Raw genomic sequence first — 22775 nt, 5'->3', positions numbered from 1 at the left:
ATCATGCCGACCGCGCGGCTCAGCGCGGCAACTTACTCAGAGGGGAATCATCCGTGTCCGTCGTCATTCTCGATCACCCGCGCGACCGCGAGGAAAACGATCATATTGCCGTTGTCCGCATCAACCGCCCGGACGCACTGAACGCACTCAACCTGGAAGTTCGACAGGAGCTGGCCCGGGTCTTCCGGGAACTGACCGAAGACGACGATGTGCTGGCCGTTCTGCTGACCGGCGACGAGAAAGCCTTCGCCGCCGGAGCGGACCTGAAGGATATGGCGGACCGGACGACTGTCGAGATGTTCCACCGCAAGACTGAGCGTCTATGGCAAAACATCGCCGATTATCCAAAGCCAGTGATCGCCGCGATCAATGGCTATGCGCTCGGCGGAGGGCTGGAACTGGCGATGCATTCCGACATGATCGTGATCGGCGAGACGGCCCAGGTCGGCCAGCCGGAGGTCCGAGTCGGTATCATGCCGGGCGCCGGTGGCACCCAGCGCCTGACCCGCGCTGTCGGCAAATTCCAGGCCATGCGGCTCTGCCTCACCGGCAGGCCAATCGACGGCAAGGAAGCCTTCGCTATCGGTATTGCCAGCCAGGTTGTGCCGGACGCCGAGGTGTACGAGACCGCCTATAAAATGGCGAAAGACATTACGCGGATGCCGCCGATTGCCGTGCAGCAGATCAAGTCGGCCATTATTCGTGGGCAGGATGCATCTCTGGAGACCGGTATGGCGCTGGAACGCGCGATGTTCCAGGGCCTGTTCGCCACTGCGGATCAGAGCGAGGGCATGCATGCCTTCATCGACAAACGGCGCCCCAACTTCAAGGGCGACTAACCATCATTCAGGATCGGCGGGCGGCGGCACCGGGAGGTCAGTGTCGCCATCCGCCGATCCCCACGCGGCACCAAGAAGATCCTTAAGCCGCGTGCCCTCGATCATATCCTCTCCGATAGCATTTCCCAACTCACGATAGGCTTCGAACTGCGCCGGATCGAAGAACTGGTCCGCTGTAGACTGATGCGGGAACTCCGGATGGTCCGCCTTGTATCCGCGTGTCTCCAGACTGAGGCCATCGATCATGGTGGCTTTCACATAAATCAGAATGCCGATCTCCTTACCGGCACCGGCTTCAACCTCCGGATAGGTGACAGTGCCGATGATATAACCGTGGTCAGCCCGCGTCGCCTCAACGGGAAAGCCTGTTGGGTGTTGGGGAACGAGGCTGGAAAGACGGTTGCGCCAATGACCGTAACCGTCGTCTTCCCCGGACGACGTTGCCGAGCCTTTCTGTGACTCATAGGCCTCGCGGCTCCAGAACGGGCGACCGAAAGTGATCTCCACACCGAAATCCTGACTGACTCTCCGGACCGTGTTCTGCACATCCCCAAAACCGAACGCCGGATCGGCGCCCGCGTCGGAAATAAGGATCAGTTTGCAGCGGCGGCGCACGAGCTCGTAGATCGCCAGATTCTCGAAATGCCCGCCGTCACTGAGCTGGAACCATTTTCCATGCCGATCAAAAGCCGATGGGCTGAGTTCCACCTTCATATTGTCAAAATGGTTTGGTTTTCCGGCAAGCGGTGCCAGCGTGTCATAGGCGGCATTCCTCACCGTGTAGCCCAGCCGGATATTCAACAGGTTCATCAGCCAGGAAACCGCCCGGTTCCGCGTCTGGCCTGTTCCCGCCCAACCAGAGTTCGGATGCGCAGCGGCGCCCGAGACCGTCATCGCGGTCGCAAGCGTCATGTCGCCACCAGAGAAGTCCCCGGTCGGATGAAACCCTCCCGCGTCCCCGCCGCAATAAATCCGAGACATCACGAAATTGTCCCCGCCGCGACGGCGGAAGAGCGCGTCATCCGAATCCACCAAAATCAGATTTGTATTCACGAGATGGTAATTGGCAAAACTACCCGGATCGCAGAGATCATCCAGTTGCGCTTCGTTCGCGCCGGGTGCTGGTCTGACCTGATTACCAGTGATCGCCGCCTGCATCGGCATGAAAGCCTCCATCAGGCGGTCCCGGTAGAAACGGTGGACGGATATGTAGTTCGTGTTGACCACATACCCTGTCAGCAAAGCCAGGACGACGAACCAGGCAAAAACAACGTCGCCCGGCTGCTCCAGATTGCCTCCCTCACGAACAACGATGGCGATGCCGCACGTTAGTATCAGGCCGCCTACAAGAAGCAGAACGGCGATGGCTGGCAGGAGTATGTCCTTAACAATTGCGTTCTCGGATTTTCGGGCCGCTGCAAGCCCGGATGCAATGCCGGTCAGCATCGTCCCGGCCCCCGCACTGCCAAAACTCCCGATTGAACTGAAAAAGAACGCCGCTGCATAAGGCAACACGCCAACACCGATGAACAGCAAGGCGCACGGGAGGAGATACTTTCCTTTGACCTCGAACCAGCGCCGGCTCCGGTAGGAAAAGCGCACGAAAGCACCTTCGCCGCCAACAGCCGAAGCAAGCGAAAAGGCAATCGAAAGCACAGCGAAAACAAGCAGGAGCGAAATCCCACCCATAGTCAGAACTTCATGCAGATTGAGGTATCCCGGAGCAAGCAACTCCCGGATACGCGGAGGCCCGCTGTCGCTCGCGTCCAGATTCGTCACCAGAAAGAGAAGGTCCGTCCACCCGTCCACATGCCAGCCAAACTGCAAGATTACGAACAGAAGTGTGAAGAGGGGAACCCAGACCAACAGGTTGAGCAAGATGCCCCGAACAACAACCGCAAGACCGGAAAGAATGGAAATATCCTTGTTCGGCGCCAGATATTCGGCGTGCTCACGGAGATAACGCAGCATACCGTTCCAGTGCCGTGGATCGGAGCGATCCTTTGGTTTCGCGGTACCGAAGGGAAAGTCGTCACGGTCCAGTCCGTAGGGCTCTCCACCCTTTTCTCTGAACTTCTCGCTCAATAGCCATGTCAGAGAGGAGCCGATATAGCCGCCACCGGATACTGTGGAGAGGTAGTCGAAATGTTTCAGGAGATTCTCGCGCGCCAGTGCCTGCAGCAGGCCGAGCGCAAACGTTGCTGAACGTACACCACCACCTGAAATAGCGAGTCCCGTCCGGCTACCTTCCAGGCCTGGAATTAAATCAGCTGCATCATAATCCGGGGGCGAAGGCTGGCCATGGCCATCCGATTGCCCATCGTTCCAGAAATTCTGCCTAGAAAACTCCTCAGCACCCGAGACGCCGCCGACCTCTTTGCGCCGCGTGTCGAGATGCTCGTTCTCCAGATCATAGATCTGGCTGTCGCGAAAGTCTTCGCCACGCATCTCGTCCTTCGTGCGCGACAGGATTGGGTCGAAGCTCTTCTCTGAAGTCATGGCGCCCTCCATCAAGAAACTTCATGATGGAGGAGAATAAATTTCTATGCAACTTTTGCGGGATTAAAAGTACAATCTCCGGAACGGCCCTTACGCTTTGACCACGAGCTTTCCGAAATGCCCGGCTGCCCGCATGGCGTGGAAGGCATCCCGCGCATCCTCAAACGCAAACGTGTCGCTGATCACCGGTTTCAGACCATGCTGTGAAATCGCGGCGTTCATATCCTCGAACACCCGCCGGGATCCAACATAGATGCCCTGCAGGCGGATCGATTTTCGCATGATGTTGACCGGATTGATTTCGCCACCCGTCAGAACACCGATCAGGCCGATACTGCCCGCGACCCGTGTTGCGGCAATGGACCGCTCCAGCGTGCCCGCTCCACCAACCTCGACTGTGTGATCCACACCCTTGCCGCCCGTCAGCTCCAGAACCTTATCCTGCCATTCAGGATGCGTCCGGTAGTTTATCACTTCGTCCGCCCCCATCGCTTTCAGGCGGTCAATTTTCTCCTCACTGGAGGAGGTGCAGATGGCTTTAACCCCCATCAGCTTGCAGAACTGCAGGGCGAAGACCGAAACCCCACCGGTACCAAGCAGCAAAACCGTGTCGCCCGCCTTGACGCCACCACGATGGACGAGGCTGACCCAGGCCGTCAGCGCAGCACAAGGCAGTGTCGATGCTTCCTCGAAGGTGAGATGTTCCGGCATGGCGACCAGACCGCCTTCGCCCAGCACGCGATACTCGGCCAGCATGCCGTCAATCGTGCCGCCAAGTGCCCGCCCCATAATCTCCGGGGTGATATCACCGTCGATCCAGCCCTGAAAGAAACAGCCGCAGACCTTGTCACCCGCCTTCCAGCGGGTCACGCCGGGGCCGACCTCGACCACATCGCCCGCTCCGTCCGAGTTCGGAATGCGCGGGTAGGGAATGCCCCGGGGAACTGGCGCCTCAACCGTGGCGAGATCCCGGTAATTGATGGAAGAGGCCCGAACCCGGACCAGAACCTCGCCCGGACCCGGCTTCGGGTCCGGACGCTCGTTCAGGGCAAGAGCGTCAACGCCGCCATTCGAGACGATTTCATAGGCTTTCATGGCAGCAATCTCCGCTTGATATCAGGGTCAGGCGCCGAAGCGCCCGCAGTCGACCAGCAAGGTTTGGCCGGTCACGGCGCCGTTGGCGCAAAAGAACAGCATGGTCTCGGCAATATCCTCCGGCTCGACCATGCGCCCCAGCAGGGAGTTGGCGACCGAAGTGTTCTTGCGCTCTTCCGGCCAGCCATCCGTCCAGGGCGTCCGCACAAGGCCGGGAGCGACCGCGTTCACCCGTACTTCGGGAGACATCGCCTTCGCAAGGTTCTTCGTCAGGTTCATCAATCCCGCCTTCGATGCCGCATAGGCAATCGAGCTGCCGATACCGCCGAAGGCCGCGATGGAGGCTGTGTTGACGATGCAGCCCCGGCTCTCCGTCAGCGCAGTGCGGGCGGCACGGGCGCAACGGAACGGACCGATCAGGTTGGTGTTGATAATGGTGGACCAGAACTCCTCCGTCATCGCATCCATATCCTCGAACGGGATCGGATCGAGCGAGACCGGCGTGCCCGCATTGTTGATGAGGATATCGAGCCCGCCAAGCGCCTCGATGGCGTCCGCCACCATACGGTCAGCGTCTTTAGGGTCCGCAACATTGCCCGGTATGGCATGCGCCTTGTTCCCGGCCTGATGAAACGCGGCAACGGTTTCCTTGCCGCGCGGATCATCGGCCAGATGGTTCACTGCAACTTCAGCACCGCATTCTGCAAGCAGGCGGGCGGTTGCCCGTCCGATGCCGGACGCACCGCCCGTAACCAGGGCCTTCTTGCCGCTGAGATCAGCTTTCAACATGTCTTATTCCAATTCTCAGTCGTTGCGCCGGACGAGACCGAAGGCCGTGCGGGCCTCGCTCGGGTCCGCAACCTCGCCACCGATGCTTTCTATGATCTGCACTGCCCGCTCGACAAGTTGTGCATTACTTTTCGCAAGTTCGCCGCGGGACATATAGAGATTGTCCTCAAGCCCGACACGGGTGTGACCACCAAGCATGGTCGCCTGGGCCACCATCGGAAACTCGCCTCTGGAAATGCCGAACGCTGACCACATCGCATCTTCCGGCAACAGGCTCTTCATGAAGGCCATGCCTTCCGGTGTTGCCGGCGCGCCCCAGGGAATGCCGAGGCATAGCTGGAACAGGGCTGGCGACTTCAAATGGCCTTCCTTGATCAGCTGCTTCGCCAACAGAATATGACCACTGTCGAACACCTCAAGCTCCGGCGTGACACCAAGCTCCTTCGCCCGGTCGGCCATGGCACGCAGATGCTTCGGCACATTGACCATGGCATGCTCGCCGAAATTCAGCGTCGCTACATCCAGCGTGCAGATATCCGGCAGCAGGTCCGCAATATGCTGCATCCGAACTTCCGGCGTCTTAAGACTGGTGCCGGCAGCGAAATCGATCGGCTCGATATCGCCCGGAATGAAGCGGCCACCCGGGCCCGTCGTCAGGTTGATGACGATGTCGGAACCTGTCTCGCGAATGCGGCCCACCGTTTCCCGATACAATTCCAGATCCATGCTCGCTTTTCCGGTTTCCGGGTCGCGGACATGGATATGAACAACGGCAGCACCCGCCTTCCCTGCATCAAGCGCCGCATCGGCGATCTGTTTTGGCGTGACGGGCACGGCCGGGCTTTTGCCGGTGGTATCGGCACTGCCGGTCACGGCACAGGTAATTACGGTCTTCTGATTCATTTCATTCCCCAGTATCCTGCGCCATCTGGTTGCTCGTTCCGAAGTGTGGAAAGATGTTCCACGGCGCTTGTCTCAACTCGCGCCGCATCTTAGGGAAGCCCTCTTTCCGGTGTCCACGCCGGTTCATGCACAGATTACCGCCCGCCCGCGCACGAATGCGCCCGATCCGACCTGATAGAGTCAAAGCCATGAGAAATCTGCAACTTCCCGGACGTTCCCCCGTTTATGCCCGCCGGGCGGCCATTGCGACCAGCCATCCGCTGGCCAGCCAGGCAGGGCTTACGATCCTGAAGTCCGGCGGCAACGCAGTGGATGCGGCCATCGCGGCCTGCGCTGTTATGTGCGTTGTCGAACCCGCAATGACCGGGATCGGTGGCGATTGCTTCGCCCTGTACGCTCCGAAAGGTGCGAGCAAACCGATAGCCATCAACGGCTCCGGCAAAGCCCCGGCTGCCGCAACTCTGGCGAAGCTGAATGAGCTGGGCGTCAGGGACGAGATCCCGTTGCACAGTCCGCACGCGGTGACTGTGCCAGGCGCAATTGCCGCTTGGACGAAGCTGATCGAGGATCATGGCTCGAAGAGTCTCTCCGAAATTCTGCAGCCGGCCATCGAGTTCGCCGAGCAGGGTTATGTGGTGCATTCGCGGGTCGCCTCCGATTGGCTGAATGAAGTGGAAGCACTGGCAGCCGACCCGGCAAGCGCCGAAAACTTGCTGATTGACGGCAAGGCTCCGAAGGCAGGCACGGTGCACAAACAACCCCTGCTTGCCGAAACCCTGAAAAAGATCGCCGCCGGGGGCCGCGACGGGTTCTACAAGGGCGAGGTTGCCGAAGACATGGTGGCCAAGCTGAACTCCCTTGGCGGCCTGCATACGATGGATGATTTCGCCGCCGCCGATGCGGAATATGTCGAGCCGATCCGGGCTGACTACAAAGGCTTCGATATTTATGAGTGCCCACCGAACGGCCAGGGCATCTGCGCGCTAATGATCATGAACATCATTGCCGGGTTCGACATGAAGTCGCTCAGCGAGGCGGACCGGGTGCATGTGATCGCCGAAGCGACCAAGATTGGCTACCACCAACGGGACTGCTATGTCGCCGATCCGAAATTCGCCGATGTGCCGGTCGAATGGATGCTCGGCGAGGAGCACACCGCCAAGATGCGGGCCATGATAGACATGGACAAGGCTGGGAACTTCGAGGACAGCGACTTCCCGCTGCATCGCGACACGATCTATCTCTCCTGCGTCGACGAGCAGGGCAACGCGATTTCCTTCATCAACTCTCTATTCTCCGGCTTCGGCAGCACCATCATGGCGCCGAAATCCGGAGTCTTGCTGCACAGCCGTGGCAACAGCTTCCATGTTAGGGAAGGTCACCCGAACTGCATCGCGCCGCGCAAACGTCCGATGCACACAATTATCCCCGGCTACGTTTTCAAGAACGATACCGCTATCGCTCCCTTCGGTGTGATGGGAGGCCAGTATCAGTCGACCGGCCAGGCCAATTTCATTTCCAATGTCGTGGACCTTGGCCACGATATCCAGGAAGCCATGGACGCGCCGCGCAGCTTCGCCACCGAAGGCATCCTGCAGGTCGAAAGCGAGTTCGCGCCGGAGACCTACACTGCTCTGGAAGCCAAAGGTCACAAGCTCGACAGGGTCGACAAGCCGATCGGCGGCAGCCAGTGCGTCTGGCGCGATCCGGAAACCGGTGTGCTTCAGGCAGGCTCCGATCCACGCAAGGATGGCCACGCCACCGGCTACTAAAAGCGCTTACCGAAGAACAGAAAGCCTAGAAGACCAATGAGCAAGAGCCACAACATCGTCGTCATAGGCCTCGGCATCATGGGCCGGCGCATGATCCAGTACATGATCCCGCATGACCGTTTCACGGTTGTCGGGGCTTGGGACCCAAGCCCCGAGTCCGTTGCCACCGCAAAGGCCGAATTCCCGGACATGAAGATCTGGGACAGCGCCGAAGCCATGATCGCGGCACCGGAAGCCAATCTCGTCTACATCGCCAGCCCGCCCGCCTTCCATAAGCATTATGCCGATCTCGCTATGGATGCCGGCAAGCCTGTCTTTTGCGAGAAGCCGCTCGGCATCTCTGTGCCAGAGAGCGAGGAGATGGTCCGACGTCTGGCAGATACGAAAACACCAAACGTGGTGAATTTCTCCCAGGCGTCGCTTGAAGGCGTCGAAATGATCGAAGCTGCGATGAAAGACGGCTCCCTGGGGGACATTCTCAGCGCCGAGCTGGTGATGCATTTCTCCCAATGGCCGCGCGACTGGCAGGCCGACGCCGACTGGCTTCGGTTCCGAGACCAGGGCGGCTACACCCGGGAAGTCACCTCGCATTATCTCTACATTACCGAACGCTTCCTCGGCCGCGCAGAACTGCTCTGGAGCAAGCCGACCTATCAGGCCGATCCGAGACTCTGCGAGACCCATGTCCATGCCATGCTGGATTGCAATGGCGTCCCGGTGAGCTACAGCGCTGCTGTCGGCGGCATCGGTCCGGACCGGATCGAAGGCACCTTCTACGGCACGAAGAAAAGCATGCGCCTCAGTGGGTTCTACATTCTGGAGCAGACCAGCGGCGGCCCATGGGAGCTGGGCATGGAACTGCCGGAAGACCCGCGTTCGGTCTCCGTGCCCCGGCAGATCGACAATGTGGCGCGCTGGATGGATGGCGCCCCACACACCATGCCGTCCGCCGCCGATGCACTTTCAGTGCAGAAGCTGGTTGAAGGCATTCTGGCGGATTAAACCAAACACCAATTTAAAACCGTCATCCCGCATCAAGTGCGGGATGACGGTGTGTTTATGAGACCCGTTTTTCAGGCTGGATAAACGACCCGACGCTCGCCCGGATCGAACTGCGTGAGTGACTGATCCCAGCTTCCATTCCGCCAATGAAACGTCGCCTTGCCTTCGCCCGGCACATATTCTGCCGTATAGAGCGTCCCCAGCCAGTCGTCGAAATCCTGCTTACGAAGAAGCCCCTCGACAAACACCGCCCGCGCAGTCTCGGCATCATCCACAAGCGTACAGGCCGTATCGAGCCGTCGTGCGGAATCCGGTCGCGGCGCGACATCCGCCTGATGGTTCGCCACCGCGTTTCCGGCACCAACAAGCGGCGCCCGGTCCGGCGCCAGTTCGGCCCGGAGCGATTTCCCCGATTTATCCTGCACAATAACATTATGTGCCCAGGCGCAGGGCACCCGGTGCAGCACCTCCTCCGCGTCGTCCACATCATCGGCCACCTGCAGCAGATAACGGATGATCTGGACAATACTGAACCCGGAGCCGTAGACATGCCGTCCGCCGAAGGTCAGGGCCACCGTAACACCAGCATCGTTCACGCCGTCAAGCAACCCGCTTACCCCCTCTGACATGCCAAGCACGCCGCGCCCGCACCAGCCGGTGCGCAGGATGATTGCCGCAGTCGCGTCCGGGTGGAAGTCGTAGTTGCGGAGCATGGTTGGCCGGGGCTGGGTGAAAGCGCGGACCGTACAGCCGGCCGGGATCAGCGGCGGTGGATCAATCCCGGCAAGGGCGGCGATCATGGCCGGATCATCTCCGGCAAAACCAGCCAGGGTATCGAACAGACCAAGCATCTCCGGCATATGCGCGCCAACGCGGCGGCGGCATTCCTCCGGGTCGGGAATGTGATCGGCTTTAGCATACCAATTGGCAACGAACCCCCGGCTCTCATCCACCCACAGGCGTGAGAAGTCACCCGGCACCGGCTCGTCCACAGCGCGAAACAGCTTTTCCATCTTGCTCAGCCTTTCAACGGGATACAGATCAGGGTGCGGAGATCACTCTCCGCCACCTCGGCCGGATCGTTCAGATACCATTCGAGACATGGACGCTCATCAAGGCACTCCACGCTTTCCGGCAACCAGAGACCGAGCAGCCGATGAAAGCAGTCCTCCATGCCCATATACGAGCCTTCCAGTAACGTGCAGGCATACCGGCCCGCCGGAAGCGTATCGACGCGGGCATTTTCCGGCAGAGTTTCCGCAAGTATAGGCGCGCCGTCACCGAAAGAAACGCAGGCGTCATAACGCAGGTCGGCCTCGGGAACGCTTCGCGGGTCGTCATAGGAAAGCCCCAGACTCCCAGTGACGTACGGATATAGGGCATGCTGTCCGAGCCAATCATGCAGCTCCCTAAAACTCGTTCCGACTTCATAATACGGTCCGACATGGCGCCAGGCGATGATTGGATCCGGTTTCACGTCCTTGATCTCAACCTGCATGCCATGCTCCTTCCTGTCCGCGATCAGGCGGATGCTTCCCGTCTCCGGGCGGTAGTGAATGCGGGTATTGAGCGGCCTGTAGGGTGGCGGCGCCGATACCTTCCGATAGGCACTTGGGGAAAGGCCGAAACACTGCCGAAAAGCCCGGGCGAACCCCTCGGCGCTGCCATATCCGGCAGCGAACGCCGCTTCCGTCACAGTCTCCCGCTCGATGCGCAAGGCGTGGGCCGCGCGGGACATCCTCACTCGGCGCACCACCTCCTGCACGGTCTCCCCCGTCAGCGCCCGGAACACCCGATGGAAGTGGTAAGCGGAGAAGGCAGCCACTTCCGCCAGCTCGCCAAGCTGCAATGGCGTGTCCGCCGGCTCCGCAATCCTATCCAGGACTCGGCCGATCCGTTCGACATAGGAGGTTTCAGTCTGCTTTCTCATGGCAACAGAATGCCATCGCTTTGACCTTCCTGCCCGACAGATCTTGCGGTTATGATCCCGTTCCGGCTTGCATCAGAACAAGCCATTGCCGAACAAATCACCGGAAACGCCAGCATGCTTACCGTGACAGCGGCCGCGCCGCTTATACTTGCGACCCTCGCCATCCTTCTCGCGCGTCAGTCCGCCATGCGGGCGGGTGGGCTCGGGCTCGCCGTCTCTATCCTGATTGCCGCCACTGTTTCGGACTTTTCCCTGAAATCGGGCGGTATCGCTGCGGCCGTTATCGACGGGCTGCTGACCACGGCGACGGTCGCCTATGTATTGCTCGGAGGTGTTACGCTTTATTGGGTGCTGCGGGCCGGTGGCGCGCTGGAACGGCTTGGCAAGGCAGCCGCGGATGCAATTCCGAACCCGGCGCAGCGTGTGCTGGTCCTTGTGCTCGGCGTCTCCGTCTTCTTCGAATCCGCGACCGGCTTCGGCGTCGGCATCATCGTTACCGTGCCCTTGCTGATCGCGCTCGGCTATCCTCCTGCCCGCGCCGCGCTGATCGCTTTGCTCGGGCAATGCGCAGTGCCATGGGGGGCGCTTGCCATCGGCACCGTCCTAGGGGCAGACCTTTCAAGCCTTCCCGCCAGAGAGATGGCCACAACAGCGACATGGCTTACCCTGCCCTTCATCCTGCTCTGCGCCGTCGCCACGCTCCACTTTGCCGGTGAAAGCCTCACCAGTATCTCGAACATCCTCTCCGCCATCGCCTACAGTGTCCTGCTCGCCGCCGCGCTCTGGACCTCAAGCGCCTGGATCAGTGTTGAGCTTGCCGGCTGCATCGCCGGTCTTGCAGTGACAATTGTGGGACTGGTGCTGGCCCGCCTCCGCTCGAAAGCACGAACAGATGGGAACGGCTTGTTGGCAGCCGCGCTTCCGCTCTTCGTGCTGATGGGGACATTGAGTCTCACAAGGCTTGTTCCGGATGTTGGCGCCATCACGGCGCCTATGTTGCGCATTGATGTTCCCGCCTACGATTTCATCCTCTCTCCGATCCACCATCCGGGTTTCTGGATGTTGCTGGCTGCCCTTACTGGAATCTTCTGCCTGCGCATTCCAGCCGCAGAGGTTCGTTCGCTTGTACCGCAGGCCCTGAAGCAATGGGGCATCGCCAGTCTCTCGGTCGCCGGTTTCATCTGTTTTGGGCACGTGATGCTGCATTCCGGGATGACGGACCAACTGGCGGAAACCGTCGCTGCCGGTGCTGGCGCCGCCTACCTGTATGCCGTTCCAGCGATCGGCGGTCTGGGCGGGTTCCTGACGGCCAGCAACGCTGGCTCGAACGCACTCTTCATGGCATTCCAGAGCACGGTCGCAGAACGGCTGGCGCTCGATCCTGTTGTGGTCGCTGCGGCGCAGAATGCCGCAGGCTCCAACATCACAATGGCCTCTCCCGGCCGGATCGTGCTCGCCGCGTCCGTCTCCGGGCTGGTGGGACAAGAGAACCAGCTTATGCGACCGGCACTCGCCATCGGGATCATTGGATTGCTGATGATGGTGCCCGTGCTGGCGGTCCTATAAATCCGCGCCGAGCAGCGACAGCGTACGCTCGTCCCGCTCGCCGTCATAAAAAATATCCAGCGCCCGACCGAAGAGCTCGCTGTCTCCCTCATTTTCCGCCGCCGCCTCGAACAGCGTCAGGCAGGACCGGAACTTCATGTCGTCGGGCGAGCCGAAAATCTCGAATGCTGTTTTGTCACTGTGTAGCAGGACAGCCTCGACGCATGTCCGCAACCGTGGCCCGAGTACCGGGTCCCGAAGATAGCGCCGGGCCTGATCCAGATCCGTGATGCCGTACTGGATTGCCCGCTGGGAGCGACCGAGTTCGACATGCTGGGGCAGGACATACCAGATCCAGTGAGAGGTCTTCCGGCCAGCTGTCAGCTCGGCAAGAGCCTGCCCATAGACTGGCCTTTGTGCCTCGATGAACTTCTCTAGATCAATATCCGGCATCTGCTTTTCTCCGGAGCTGCCGTCAGTACTCGTCCCCGGGACCGACCCAGGCGAACGGATTGTAGGCTATTTCCCAGAGATGGCCGTCCGGATCGCTGAAATAGCCATGATACCCGCCCCAATGCGCCTTTTGCGGCGGCTTGACGAGCGTTGCGCCAGCGGAGACGACTGCATCCAGCGTCTCATCCACCTCTTCCGGAGAAGCGACGTTGTGCGCAAGGCTTACGCCTCGATACCCGCTTCCTTCAGACGACACGCCGGCATCCGCTGCCAAGTCTTCCCGCTCGGAGAGACCGAGCCAGGTTCCGTTCAGATTGAAAAAGGCAACGCTTGGCGGGGAGTCGAGTCTCGGGAAGCCGAGGCCTTTCTCGTAAAACTCACGCGAGACCGCGAGATCTTTCACAGCCAGAGCGACCATGCTGATTCTGGGTTTCATGCCATACCTCATTCAAGTTCATTGAAACTCTTGCCGTAACCTGAGGCAAGACGCCGCCCGAATGAAGTCAAAACACGATAGCCGCAGCCCCTCAATTATTCCCGCAGACCTCCAGCATGATCTTGCCGCTGTGACCGGCGCTTTCCATGAAGGCATGGGCAGCGGCCGCTTCCGCGAGCGGAAAAGTCTTGCTCACGACCGGCTTCAGCTTGCCATCTTCGAACATCGGCCAGACGTTGAGCGCCAGGCTATCGCGAATCTCCGCCTTGTTCTCCGGCGTGCGGGATCGCAGCGTCGATCCGGTATAGGTCAGCCGCTTCAGCATCACCGGCATCAGGTCGATCTCGACCTTGGAGCCCTTGTTGAAGGCGAGCTGGACGATCCGGCCGTCCGGCTTCGATGCCTTGATGTTCCTGGCGATATTCTCACCACCGATGATGTCGAGAATGACGTCCGCGCCTTTGTATTCTCCGCGCATGATCTCGACAAAATCCTGCTCGCGAAAATCCACGGTGAGATCAGCGCCGAGCTCGCTGCAGACCTGGCAGCGCTCCGCCGGGCTGTCGACGGCGACCACCGTCGCGCCTATCGCCTTGGCAAGCTGGATCGAGGTCGTGCCGAGACCGCCGGCACCGCCATGCACGAGGAAGACTTCGTCCCGCGACAATTTCGCGCCCATGAAGACATTCGACCAGATGGTGAAATAGGTCTCCGGCACCGACGCCGCTTCAAGCAGATTGAAACCGTGCGGCAGCGGCAGGCAGTGCCGCGCATCAACCGCGCAATATTCCGCGTAACCGCCGCCATTGGTCAGCGCACAGACCACGTCCCCAACCGACCAGTTTCCAACCCCGTCGCCGACAGCGATGACCGTGCCGGAAATCTCCAGGCCGAGCAGGTCGGACGCGCCTTTCGGCGGCGGATAATGCCCGCGCCGCTGCACGAGGTCGGGCCCGTTCACCCCGGCATAGGAGACCTTTATCAGCACCTCACCCGGCGCGGCTTCCGGCACCGGCCGCTTGCCCGGCACCAGAACCTCCGGTGCGCCCGGCACGCTGATTTCGACCACGTTCATGTCCGCCGGAAGCGTTTCGTCCGTCATCTAAGAATTACTCCGGTTCAATCAACAACAAGGGATTCAGGGCTGCCGGAATCTTCCGGGAAGACCGGATAAAGCCCCTGCGTCCGCCCAAGCTGTTGTATCAGAGCCAGCACGGAGTCGATATGCGGCGTCTGCAAATCAACCAGCCGCCCCATTTCCTGTACCGCCGTCAGCAGTGCGTCCACCTCAAGCTGCCGGCCTTTTTCAAGATCCTGCAGCATCGAGGTGCGGTGCGCGCCGACTTTGGCCGCTCCGTTGATCCGGCGTTCGACGTCGACCCGGAAATGCACGCCGAGACGGGCGCCGATGCGCTGCGCCTCTTCCATCATCGCCCGCGACAGAGCGCGGGTACCGGGATCGGTCGCCACGACGTCAAGCGTCGCACGGGTGAGCGCGCTGATCGGATTAAAGCAGAGATTGCCCCAGAGCTTCAGCCAGATCTCGTCCCGGATATTTGGCAGAACAGGCGCCTTGAAGCCCGCCTCTTGCAGCGCCTGGCTGAGGCGCGTCGACCGTTCGGACATGCTGCCGTCCGGCTCACCGAGTGCAAACTTGTTGCCGTAGGTATGCTTGACGATTCCGGGAGCGGCGATTTCGGTTGCCGGGTAGACGACGCAACCGATTGCGCGCTGCGGACCAATCAGATCCCATTGGCGGTCATCCGGATCGACAGAGTTCAGCCGCAAATTCTGGAAGGCACTGTTCACGCCGAAGAAATACCACCAGGGCACACCATTCTGACAGGTCACAACTGCGGTATCCGGGCCGAGCAGCGGCACCATCTGCTCCGCAGCGTCCCAGGCCTGGTGCGTCTTGAGTGCGACGATCACGTAATCCTGCGGGCCGAGCTCCGCCGGATTGTCCGTCGCGGTGACTTTTGCAACGCGTTCCTCCTCACCGATCAGGAGTTTAAGGCCGTTCTCCTTGATCGCCGCCAGATGCGCGCCACGCGCGATCAGCGAAACCTCGACGCCATCCACCTTGGCGAGTTCCGCGCCGAGATAGCCCCCGATCGCGCCAGCGCCGTAAATACAAACCTTCATGCCCCTACCCTCGTTCCTGTCTTTCTTACGAAAACGGCGCCGGCTTCAAAAGCCGGCGCCGTCCACGATTTCATTGCTGCCGGACCGGCCTAGACGGCGCCTTCTGCCTTGGCTGCTGCCACGTCATCAGAGGACATGCCAAGCACCGCCGTCAGGATTTCATCGGTATGCTCGCCCAAGAGCGGCGAACGTTCCACCTTTGCTGGCGATGCGGAAAGCTTAATCGGATTGCCGACGGTAAGGTAGGTGCCGCGATGGGGGTGCGGCACTTCGACCACAGTCCCAGTCGCACGCAGCGACTGGTCTTCAGCAAGTTCCTTCATGGAGAGGATGGGGCCGCACGGCACGTTGAGCGCGTTCAGTGTATCCATGACCTCGAACTTGTCCTTGGTCTTGGTCCACTCCTCGATCATCGCGAAGCACTTGTCGAGCTTCGGCAGACGGATTTCCGGTGTGGCCCATTCCGGATCCTCGATCAGCTCCTCACGGCCGATGGTCTTCATCAGCGGCGCCCAGCCCGGCGGCTGGATGATCACATAGATATAATCGTTCGGACCGCCGCCTTTGGTCTGCACCGCCCAACCCGGCTGCCCGCCACCGGAGGCATTACCGGCCCGCGGCACAGCCTCGCCGAACTCGCCGTTCGGATATTGCGGATATTCTTTCAGCGGCCCGTTTTCCAGGCGCTGCTGATCACGCAGCTTCACCCGGCAGAGATTGAGCACGCCGTCCTGCATCGCGCATTCGACCCGCTGGCCCTTGCCGGAATGGGTCCGGTGATAGAGCGCGGTGACAATGCCCAGCGCCAGATGCAGGCCGGTGCCACTGTCGCCGATCTGAGAGCCGGTAACAGTCGGCGGGCCGTCATCGAAGCCGGTAGTAGAGGCGGAGCCGCCAGTGCACTGGGCGACATTCTCGTAGACTTTACAGTCTTCGAAAGCCCCCGGGCCGAAACCCTTGATGCTGGCATAAACGATCTTCGGGTTGATCTCCTGAATGCGCTCCCAGGTAAAGCCCATCCGGTCCAGCGCACCAGGAGCGAAGTTCTCGACCATGACATCGCATTCTTCGATGAGGCGGGTCAGGATTTCCTTACCCTTGTCCGTCTTGGTGTTGAGCGTGACGCTACGCTTGTTGCTGTTCAGCATGGTGAAATAGAGGCTGTCGGCATCCGGCAAATCGCGGAGCTGGCCACGGGTAATATCACCGACACCCGGGCGCTCGACTTTGATCACATCGGCACCGAACCATGCCAGCAACTGGGTGCATGTCGGGCCCGACTGCACATGCGTCATGTCCAGAATACGGACACCTTTCAACGCTTCGCTCATTGTCTTTCTCTTCCCTCTTACCGGATTTGACGGAAAAAGGGCGCGCCGGAGACCCGGCACGCCCTTCCGCTTATTTGTACATGGTCTGGTTTTTGGTACCCGGCGCGTACTCGTTCGGATCGACCCAGATGTTGACGACTGCAGACTTGCCGCTGGTTTTCACCGCTTCGCGGGCGCGCAGCAGGGCCGGCTGGATCTGGTTTGCCTCATGCACCTCTTCACCATAGCCGCCAAGCATCTCGGCAAACTTGGAGAACGGCACATCGCCGAGCTTGTTGCCGACATTGCCGCGCTGATCGCCATATTTCGCGATCTGGCCATAGCGGATCTGGTTCATGGAGGAGTTGTTGCCAATGACGGCGATATAGGGCACGCCGAACCGGTTGGCGGTCTCCATATCGAAAGCAGTCATGCCGAAGGAACCGTCGCCGTAATAGCAGAGAATTTCCTTCTCCGGGTTGGCGAGGCCCGCCGCGACAGCGAAACCGGTACCGACTCCAAGCGATCCAAGAGCGCCCGGATCCATCCAGTTGCCAGGGCCCTTCGGCGCAACGGCCTGAGCGGAGATCGTCACCACATCGCCGCCATCACCGATGTAAACCGTCTTCTCGGTGAGGAATTCGTTCAGCTCCCACGCAACCCGGTAGGGATGGATCGGGGACTGATCGGACAGGAAAAGCGGCATCAGCTTTTCGGTTGCCGACTCTTCCGCCGCACGCAGCTCCTTCAGCCAGCCGCCACGGCCCTTGGCGCCATTGTCCACCCGGCCCTTGATAGCCGCATGAACAGCGCTGAGGATCGCACCCGGATCGCCGGCGATGCCAAGATCCACGTCCCGGTTCTTGCCAACAGTGCTGTAAGACTGATCGATCTGCACCAGCGTCAGGTCTTCGCGGATCCGCTTGCCGTATCCCATGCGGAAATCGAACGGCGTGCCGACGATCAGCAGCAGGTCGGCCTTCTGGAAGGCGAGACGGCGGGTCCGGTTGTAATAATGGCTGTCCGTCTGCGGAAGCATTCCGCGGGCGCCACCATTCATGTAGCAGGCGATATTCAGGTCTTTGACCAGATCGATCGCCGCCTGATGGCCACGGCTCATCCAGACCTGGGAGCCGACGAGAATGGCCGGCCGCTCCGCCTTGACGATCAGGTCGGCCAGACGTTCGATATCGGCCGGGTCGCCGATGGACTTGACCGAAGCGCGGTACTTGCCCGGCTCCGGGATAACAGCGCTCGACAGCGGCACTTCGCGGTCAAGGACGTCGCGCGGAATTTCAAGATATGAGGGACCATAGGCACCGGCGAAACATTCGCGGGCTGCCATGGAGACCATATCGCCCGCCCGTTCCGTTGAGCGAACACCGGCGGAGAACTTGGTGATCGGCGCCATGATATCGACATGCGGCAGATCCTGCAGCGAGCCCATCTTGTGCTGGGTCAGCGCGCCTTGCCCGCCGATATGCAGCATCGGGCTTTCGGAGCGGAAAGCCGTGGCCACACCTGTCATTGCGTTGGTGCAACCGGGACCAGCCGTGGTGACGAGGCAGCCGAGCTTGCCGGTCTGACGGGCGTAACCGTCGGCGGCATGAGCCGCGACCTGCTCGTGCCGGAAGTCGACAATGCGGATGCCTTCATCGACGCAGCCATCATAGATATCGATGATGTGCCCGCCGCAGAGCGTGAAAATGGTGTCCACGCCCTCGTTCTTCAGGGCTTTCGCGACCAGATGGCCACCGGATACGACTTCGCCGGAGCGGTCTTTTTCTTTCAGGGTATCGGTAGCGGTATCGCTCATATTAAGGCTCCCTTTTATACTGGCGGTCGTTTAAACGCGCACCGCCGCTTGATCTTCGGTTATCCGAGGTAATTCACGTTATCGGCGACATGCTTGGCGAGCGCGAGAGCGTGGTCCTCGACCAGACGCTCCGCCAACTCTCCGTTGCGGGCCTCGATTGCCTCGACGATATGCATGTGGTCTTTCATCGATCGGGCAATCCGATCCTGCTCCCCGATGGTCCGAACGCGGATGGCGCGGACATGCAGGAAAATCTTGTCTGTCATTTCCAGAATAAGCGGCGAATGACCAAGCTTAAGTATGGCCTGGTGAAATTCGATATTGCGGCTGGAATACTCGTCGATCTCCAGTCGGCCTTTTTCCGTCTCCTGAAAGATACGGCGCAACTGCTGGATTTCCGCGTCGGTAGCCATCTCGGCAGCCTGGCGCGCCGCCATGCCTTCAAGCGCAGCCCAGACCTTGATCATTTCAATAATCTCGGCCTTGGTTTTACGCACGATAAAGACACCGCGCCGGGGCTGAATATCAACCAGCCCTTCCTGTGCCAGACGAGCCAGCGCTTCGCGCAGCGGCGTACGGCTGATACCAAGCTGTTCGGACAATTGCCTTTCGTCCAGCCTCAGATTGGCATCCGGGTCATAGATGTTCATCGAGACGATGCCGTCTTTCAGGGCCGCATAGGTCTTATCCTTAAGACTGACCTCAGCCGCGATCGGCGTCACCATCAACGCTGAAGAGTCATTCATGCAGATTTCCCCGGCATGCAGAATTCCCGGTCGTTCGACCCATAGACGACGCCCCAAGGCAGGACGCGTGGGTTCTGGTATACCACACACTTTATGCCATGGAATACCTAAATTGCGATCTGACTGTTCGCTATTTCAGAAGGCCGCCGACATGTAAGCCGCAAAAGCCCCGCGGCACGCGTGGGGTTTGGATCGGACAGGCGGTTCCCCCGCGCAGCGTCAGGAACGGGCGCGCTTTACCAGGGCTCGCAGATCGAAATCCGGATCGGCTGCCTGCTCGGGTGTCAGACCTGCATCCACAGCCAGAAGCCGTCGCCCGAGGGCATGGTCGCCGGCTTTGTTCACTGACTCGACACAACGCAATTTACCATCGGCGAAAAGAAATGCGGAAAAGGAGCCGGTTTCAGGATCGCCTCGAAGCGCCGCCGTTTCGGTGCCGTCAGACAGTCCGGCAATCTGAAGCTTTGCGTCGGCCTGATCGGACCAGAACCAAGGCACCTCATGGTAAGGCTCGGCATCGCCCAGCAATGCCGCTGCGGCCGTCTTTGCCTGATCGACCGCGTTCTGCACGGATTCAAGACGCACCCGGCGCCCGACCTGCCAATGCATATAACTGGCGCAATCCCCGATGGACGCGACTTCCGGCACTGAGGTGAGCATGGTCGGACCAACGGAAATGCCGTTCTCGATTGCGAGACCCGCAGCTTCGGCAAGCTCTGTGCAGGGCAGCACACCGGTTCCCGAAATCACACAATCAGCGTCAATCACACTTCCATCCGCAAGACCGGCTCCGGCCGCGAGACCGTTGTCGGCCAATCGAATACCGGAGACCCGTGCATTCAGCCGAATATCCGCCCCAAGCCCGCCAAGATAGCTGAGGAAATAAGCAGAGACTTCGGGCGAAACAGCGCGCGCCATTAGCCTCCCTTCTGCTTCAAGCACGGTTACCTGCTTGCCAAGGACGGCAGCCGTTGCCGCGATTTCGAGCCCAATGAACCCACCACCGATAACCAGAACGGAACTTGCCGCATTGAAGCCGGCCTTGATCGCCTGGCTGTCCTGATAGGTCCGGAGTTCCAGCACGCCCGGCGCATCGATATTCGGGATCGGGATGCGCCGGGGACGTGAGCCTACAGCCAGCGCTATCTTCGAGCAGGGAATTGCAGTTCCGTCCGCAAGTCGCACTTCTCCACCGCTGAGATCGAGGGAGGACGCCGTCGCGCCAAGGAGAAGGTCGATGGACCGGTCAGTATAGAATTTCTCGGGCCGGAGCGGTGTCGGCTTCGGGTCCGGATCCTTGATATAGCCCTTGGAAAGCGGAGGTTTCTGATAAGGAAGGTCCGGCTCGGACGTCAGCATGGTCAAGGGGCCTTCGTAACCCTTTTCCCTCAGACTAGCCGCCAATTGCACGCCACCATGGCTGGCCCCGACGATCACGATGCCTTTTTCCGACACGCGCTTCCTCCTGCACTTTAGTTCATGTTTTGTGAGTCGTACCCTATTCCTTGAGGAGAGAGGAATAGATTTCAGCGTCCCCGATCCGCCCAACAGGTTTTCCGTCAGCCACAACCATGATTTCTTCGCCAGTTTGAAGGCGGGAACGCAACAGGTCCGCCATTGGCGTGTCCGGCACTGCAACCGGCACCGTCCCTGCCCCGATCGCATCGGAGCCGATCGCCTTCACACCGTCCGGCAGAACGGTCCCATCGGGTACCGGCGCCATAACTGAGTCCGCACGCAAAACATTCAATGGGTTCATGTGAGAGACGAATTCAGCCACATAGGCATTCGCCGGGTTCATGACGATTTCATGCGGCGTGCCGCACTGAACGATGCGTCCACCCTCCATGATTGCCACTTTCGAGCCAAGTTTCAGAGCCTCGTCCAAATCGTGGCTCACGAAGATGATCGTGCGCTGAAGCTGAGACTGCAACTCCAGCAATTCATCCTGCAGCTTGGCCCGGATCAGGGGGTCGAGCGCGGAAAACGGCTCGTCCATCAATAGCACAGGTGCTTCAGTCGCAAACGCACGGGCCAATCCAACGCGCTGCTGCATGCCGCCCGAAAGCTCATGTACCTTGCGGTCTGCCCACTGATCGAGCCCGACCAATGCAAGCTGCTTTGCCACACGTTCTGCGCGCTCGACCTTGCCGAGACCGGACAGCTCCAGCCCGAGCCCGACATTGTCCGCAACGGTGCGCCAGGGCAGCAGGGCGAAATTCTGGAACACCATGGTGACGCGTTCTGTCCGAAGTCGGCGCAATGTCGCCTCGTCCGCGCTTGCCGCGTCGATCTCCTTATCACCGTCATGCACCCAGACAGCGCCACGCACCACGGGGTTGAGACCGTTCACCGCGCGCAGCAGGGTCGATTTTCCGGAACCGGACAGCCCCATGATGACGACAATCTCACCCGGGTCGACCGTCAGGCTGCAATCATGCACGCCAAGGATCTGCCCGGTCTCCGTTTCTATCTCGGAGCGATCCATGCCACGGTCCATCAGCGGCAATGCTTCCTCCGGCCGCTTGCCGAAGACGATATTCACATTGTCGAAACGTACGGCGGGTGTCGTCATTTGCCGTCCTCCCCGCGTCCTCGGAACATCCGGTCGAGTATGATGGCGATCACCACAATGGCGAGGCCAACCTCGAAGCCCTTGGCGATATTAACCTGGTTCAGCGCGCGCAATGTCGGCACGCCAAGTCCGTCTGCCCCGACAAGCGCCGCGATCACGACCATGGAAAGCGACAGCATGATTGTTTGGGTGAGACCAGCCATAATCTGCGGCAGAGCATAGGGCAGCTCCACCTTCCAGAGCAGTTGCATTGGCGTCGCACCGAAGGCTTGCCCGGCCTCAATCAGCATTTTCGGCGTTGAGGAGATTCCGAGATGCGTAAGGCGGATCGGCGCCGGAATGGCGAAGATCACCGTGGCAATAAGCCCCGGCACCATACCAAGACCAAACAGGATCAGTGCCGGGATCAGATAGACAAAAGTCGGAATGGTTTGCATCAGGTCGAGAACCGGCCGCATGGCGGAGAAGAGCCAGGGGCGGCGGGCGGCGGCAATGCCAAGCGGGACACCCACGCCCATACAAACAACGGAAGACGCCAGCACCAGGGCGACGGTCTCTGTCGTCTCTTCCCAATAGCCCTGATTAATGATCAGCAGCAGGCCGACCGCAACAAGCAACGGAAAAGTGACGGAGCGGCGCACAGCATAGGCAATGCCGGCAACGATCACGACGGCCAACAGCGGATGCGGTGCCTGCAGTACCCAGAGAATCCCGTCGATCATGAATTCGAGGCCGGCGGCAAGCCCGTCGAAGAACCATGCACCGTGATCGGTCAGCCAGTCGACGAAGAGTCTCGCCGCCTTTCCGATCGGAAGTTTGTTATCGGTCAGCCACTCCACGGAAAGCTCCCCCGCTCTGCCGTCACTCTTTGACGCAAATGACGAGAGGCGGCACGGATGCCGCCTCTACCCAAATGTTCG

General features: G+C 60.3%; 20 protein-coding genes. 4 read left to right on the top strand and 16 right to left on the bottom strand.

Going from position 1 to position 22775, the window contains the following annotated elements:
- Positions 1-53 precede the first annotated feature (53 nt).
- Positions 54-839, top strand: coding sequence for an enoyl-CoA hydratase-related protein (locus ABJ076_RS20680; RefSeq protein ID WP_348193316.1), 786 nt, complete (start codon positions 54-56; stop codon positions 837-839).
- A 3-nt stretch (positions 840-842) separates the two neighbouring features.
- On the opposite strand, the gene ABJ076_RS20675 is transcribed toward ABJ076_RS20680, so the two are convergent.
- The 4 genes from ABJ076_RS20675 to ABJ076_RS20660 form a co-directional block, all read right to left on the bottom strand.
- Entirely contained in the window at positions 843-3338 is a 2496-nt protein-coding gene (locus ABJ076_RS20675; RefSeq protein WP_348193314.1) for a patatin-like phospholipase family protein, read from the bottom strand.
- A 90-nt stretch (positions 3339-3428) separates the two neighbouring features.
- Entirely contained in the window at positions 3429-4433 is a 1005-nt protein-coding gene (locus ABJ076_RS20670; protein WP_348193311.1) for an NAD(P)-dependent alcohol dehydrogenase, read from the bottom strand.
- 27 nt (positions 4434-4460) lie between these two features.
- A complete protein-coding gene (locus ABJ076_RS20665; RefSeq protein ID WP_348193308.1) occupies positions 4461-5222 on the bottom strand; it encodes an SDR family oxidoreductase in 762 nt (253 codons plus the stop codon).
- 15 nt (positions 5223-5237) lie between these two features.
- Positions 5238-6125: a 3-keto-5-aminohexanoate cleavage protein gene (locus ABJ076_RS20660; RefSeq protein ID WP_348193305.1), complete on the bottom strand. Its 888-nt coding sequence runs from the start codon at positions 6123-6125 to the stop codon at positions 5238-5240.
- A gap of 188 nt (positions 6126-6313) precedes the next feature.
- On the opposite strand from ABJ076_RS20660, the gene ggt reads away from it, so the two are divergent.
- Together ggt and ABJ076_RS20650 are read left to right on the top strand one after the other, a co-directional pair.
- Positions 6314-7897 (top strand): gamma-glutamyltransferase, encoded by a 1584-nt coding sequence (gene ggt, locus ABJ076_RS20655; RefSeq protein WP_348193303.1) that lies wholly within the window; start codon positions 6314-6316, stop codon positions 7895-7897.
- Between the two features lie 36 nt (positions 7898-7933).
- Positions 7934-8899 carry a Gfo/Idh/MocA family oxidoreductase gene (locus tag ABJ076_RS20650; RefSeq protein WP_348193300.1) on the top strand — a complete coding sequence of 322 codons (966 nt, stop codon included), beginning with the start codon at positions 7934-7936 and terminating at the stop codon, positions 8897-8899.
- Between the two features lie 71 nt (positions 8900-8970).
- On the opposite strand, the gene ABJ076_RS20645 is transcribed toward ABJ076_RS20650, so the two are convergent.
- On the bottom strand, positions 8971-9912 hold the full coding sequence (locus ABJ076_RS20645; protein WP_348193297.1) for a C45 family peptidase: 942 nt from the start codon (positions 9910-9912) through the stop codon (positions 8971-8973).
- A gap of 5 nt (positions 9913-9917) precedes the next feature.
- Positions 9918-10829, bottom strand: a complete 912-nt coding sequence (locus ABJ076_RS20640) for a GyrI-like domain-containing protein (RefSeq protein ID WP_348193294.1) — start codon at positions 10827-10829, stop codon at positions 9918-9920.
- 114 nt (positions 10830-10943) lie between these two features.
- On the opposite strand from ABJ076_RS20640, the gene ABJ076_RS20635 reads away from it, so the two are divergent.
- Positions 10944-12395 (top strand): L-lactate permease, encoded by a 1452-nt coding sequence (locus ABJ076_RS20635; protein ID WP_348193292.1) that lies wholly within the window; start codon positions 10944-10946, stop codon positions 12393-12395.
- Here ABJ076_RS20635 and ABJ076_RS20630 read toward each other — a convergent pair.
- From ABJ076_RS20630 to choW, 10 genes are all read right to left on the bottom strand, one after another.
- Positions 12390-12827, bottom strand: coding sequence for a DUF1810 domain-containing protein (locus tag ABJ076_RS20630; RefSeq protein WP_348193289.1), 438 nt, complete (start codon positions 12825-12827; stop codon positions 12390-12392). The two genes, ABJ076_RS20635 and ABJ076_RS20630, sit on opposite strands and share 6 nt — an antisense overlap.
- Before the next feature lie 22 nt (positions 12828-12849).
- Entirely contained in the window at positions 12850-13263 is a 414-nt protein-coding gene (locus ABJ076_RS20625; RefSeq protein ID WP_348193286.1) for a VOC family protein, read from the bottom strand.
- Positions 13264-13354: 91 nt separating this feature from the next.
- A complete protein-coding gene (locus ABJ076_RS20620; protein ID WP_348193284.1) occupies positions 13355-14365 on the bottom strand; it encodes an NAD(P)H-quinone oxidoreductase in 1011 nt (336 codons plus the stop codon).
- Positions 14366-14382: 17 nt separating this feature from the next.
- Positions 14383-15408 (bottom strand): 2-dehydropantoate 2-reductase, encoded by a 1026-nt coding sequence (locus ABJ076_RS20615; protein WP_348193281.1) that lies wholly within the window; start codon positions 15406-15408, stop codon positions 14383-14385.
- 89 nt (positions 15409-15497) lie between these two features.
- Positions 15498-16739 carry a formyl-CoA transferase gene (frc, locus tag ABJ076_RS20610; RefSeq protein WP_348193279.1) on the bottom strand — a complete coding sequence of 414 codons (1242 nt, stop codon included), beginning with the start codon at positions 16737-16739 and terminating at the stop codon, positions 15498-15500.
- A gap of 70 nt (positions 16740-16809) precedes the next feature.
- Positions 16810-18534, bottom strand: coding sequence for a thiamine pyrophosphate-binding protein (locus tag ABJ076_RS20605; protein ID WP_348193276.1), 1725 nt, complete (start codon positions 18532-18534; stop codon positions 16810-16812).
- 59 nt (positions 18535-18593) lie between these two features.
- Positions 18594-19280 (bottom strand): GntR family transcriptional regulator, encoded by a 687-nt coding sequence (locus ABJ076_RS20600; RefSeq protein ID WP_348193273.1) that lies wholly within the window; start codon positions 19278-19280, stop codon positions 18594-18596.
- Positions 19281-19499: 219 nt separating this feature from the next.
- Complete coding sequence (locus ABJ076_RS20595; RefSeq protein WP_348193270.1) at positions 19500-20735, bottom strand: FAD-dependent oxidoreductase; 1236 nt, start codon at positions 20733-20735, stop codon at positions 19500-19502.
- 43 nt (positions 20736-20778) lie between these two features.
- Entirely contained in the window at positions 20779-21855 is a 1077-nt protein-coding gene (choV, locus tag ABJ076_RS20590) for a choline ABC transporter ATP-binding protein (protein ID WP_348193268.1), read from the bottom strand.
- A complete protein-coding gene (gene choW / locus ABJ076_RS20585) occupies positions 21852-22694 on the bottom strand; it encodes a choline ABC transporter permease subunit (protein ID WP_348193265.1) in 843 nt (280 codons plus the stop codon). The genes choV and choW overlap by 4 nt, the downstream gene beginning before the upstream one ends.
- Positions 22695-22775 lie beyond the last annotated feature (81 nt).

This window comes from Nisaea sp. (assembly GCF_039990255.1).
Taxonomy (GTDB): domain Bacteria; phylum Pseudomonadota; class Alphaproteobacteria; order Thalassobaculales; family Thalassobaculaceae; genus Nisaea.
This window is presented reverse-complemented; position numbering and strand designations above follow the sequence as displayed.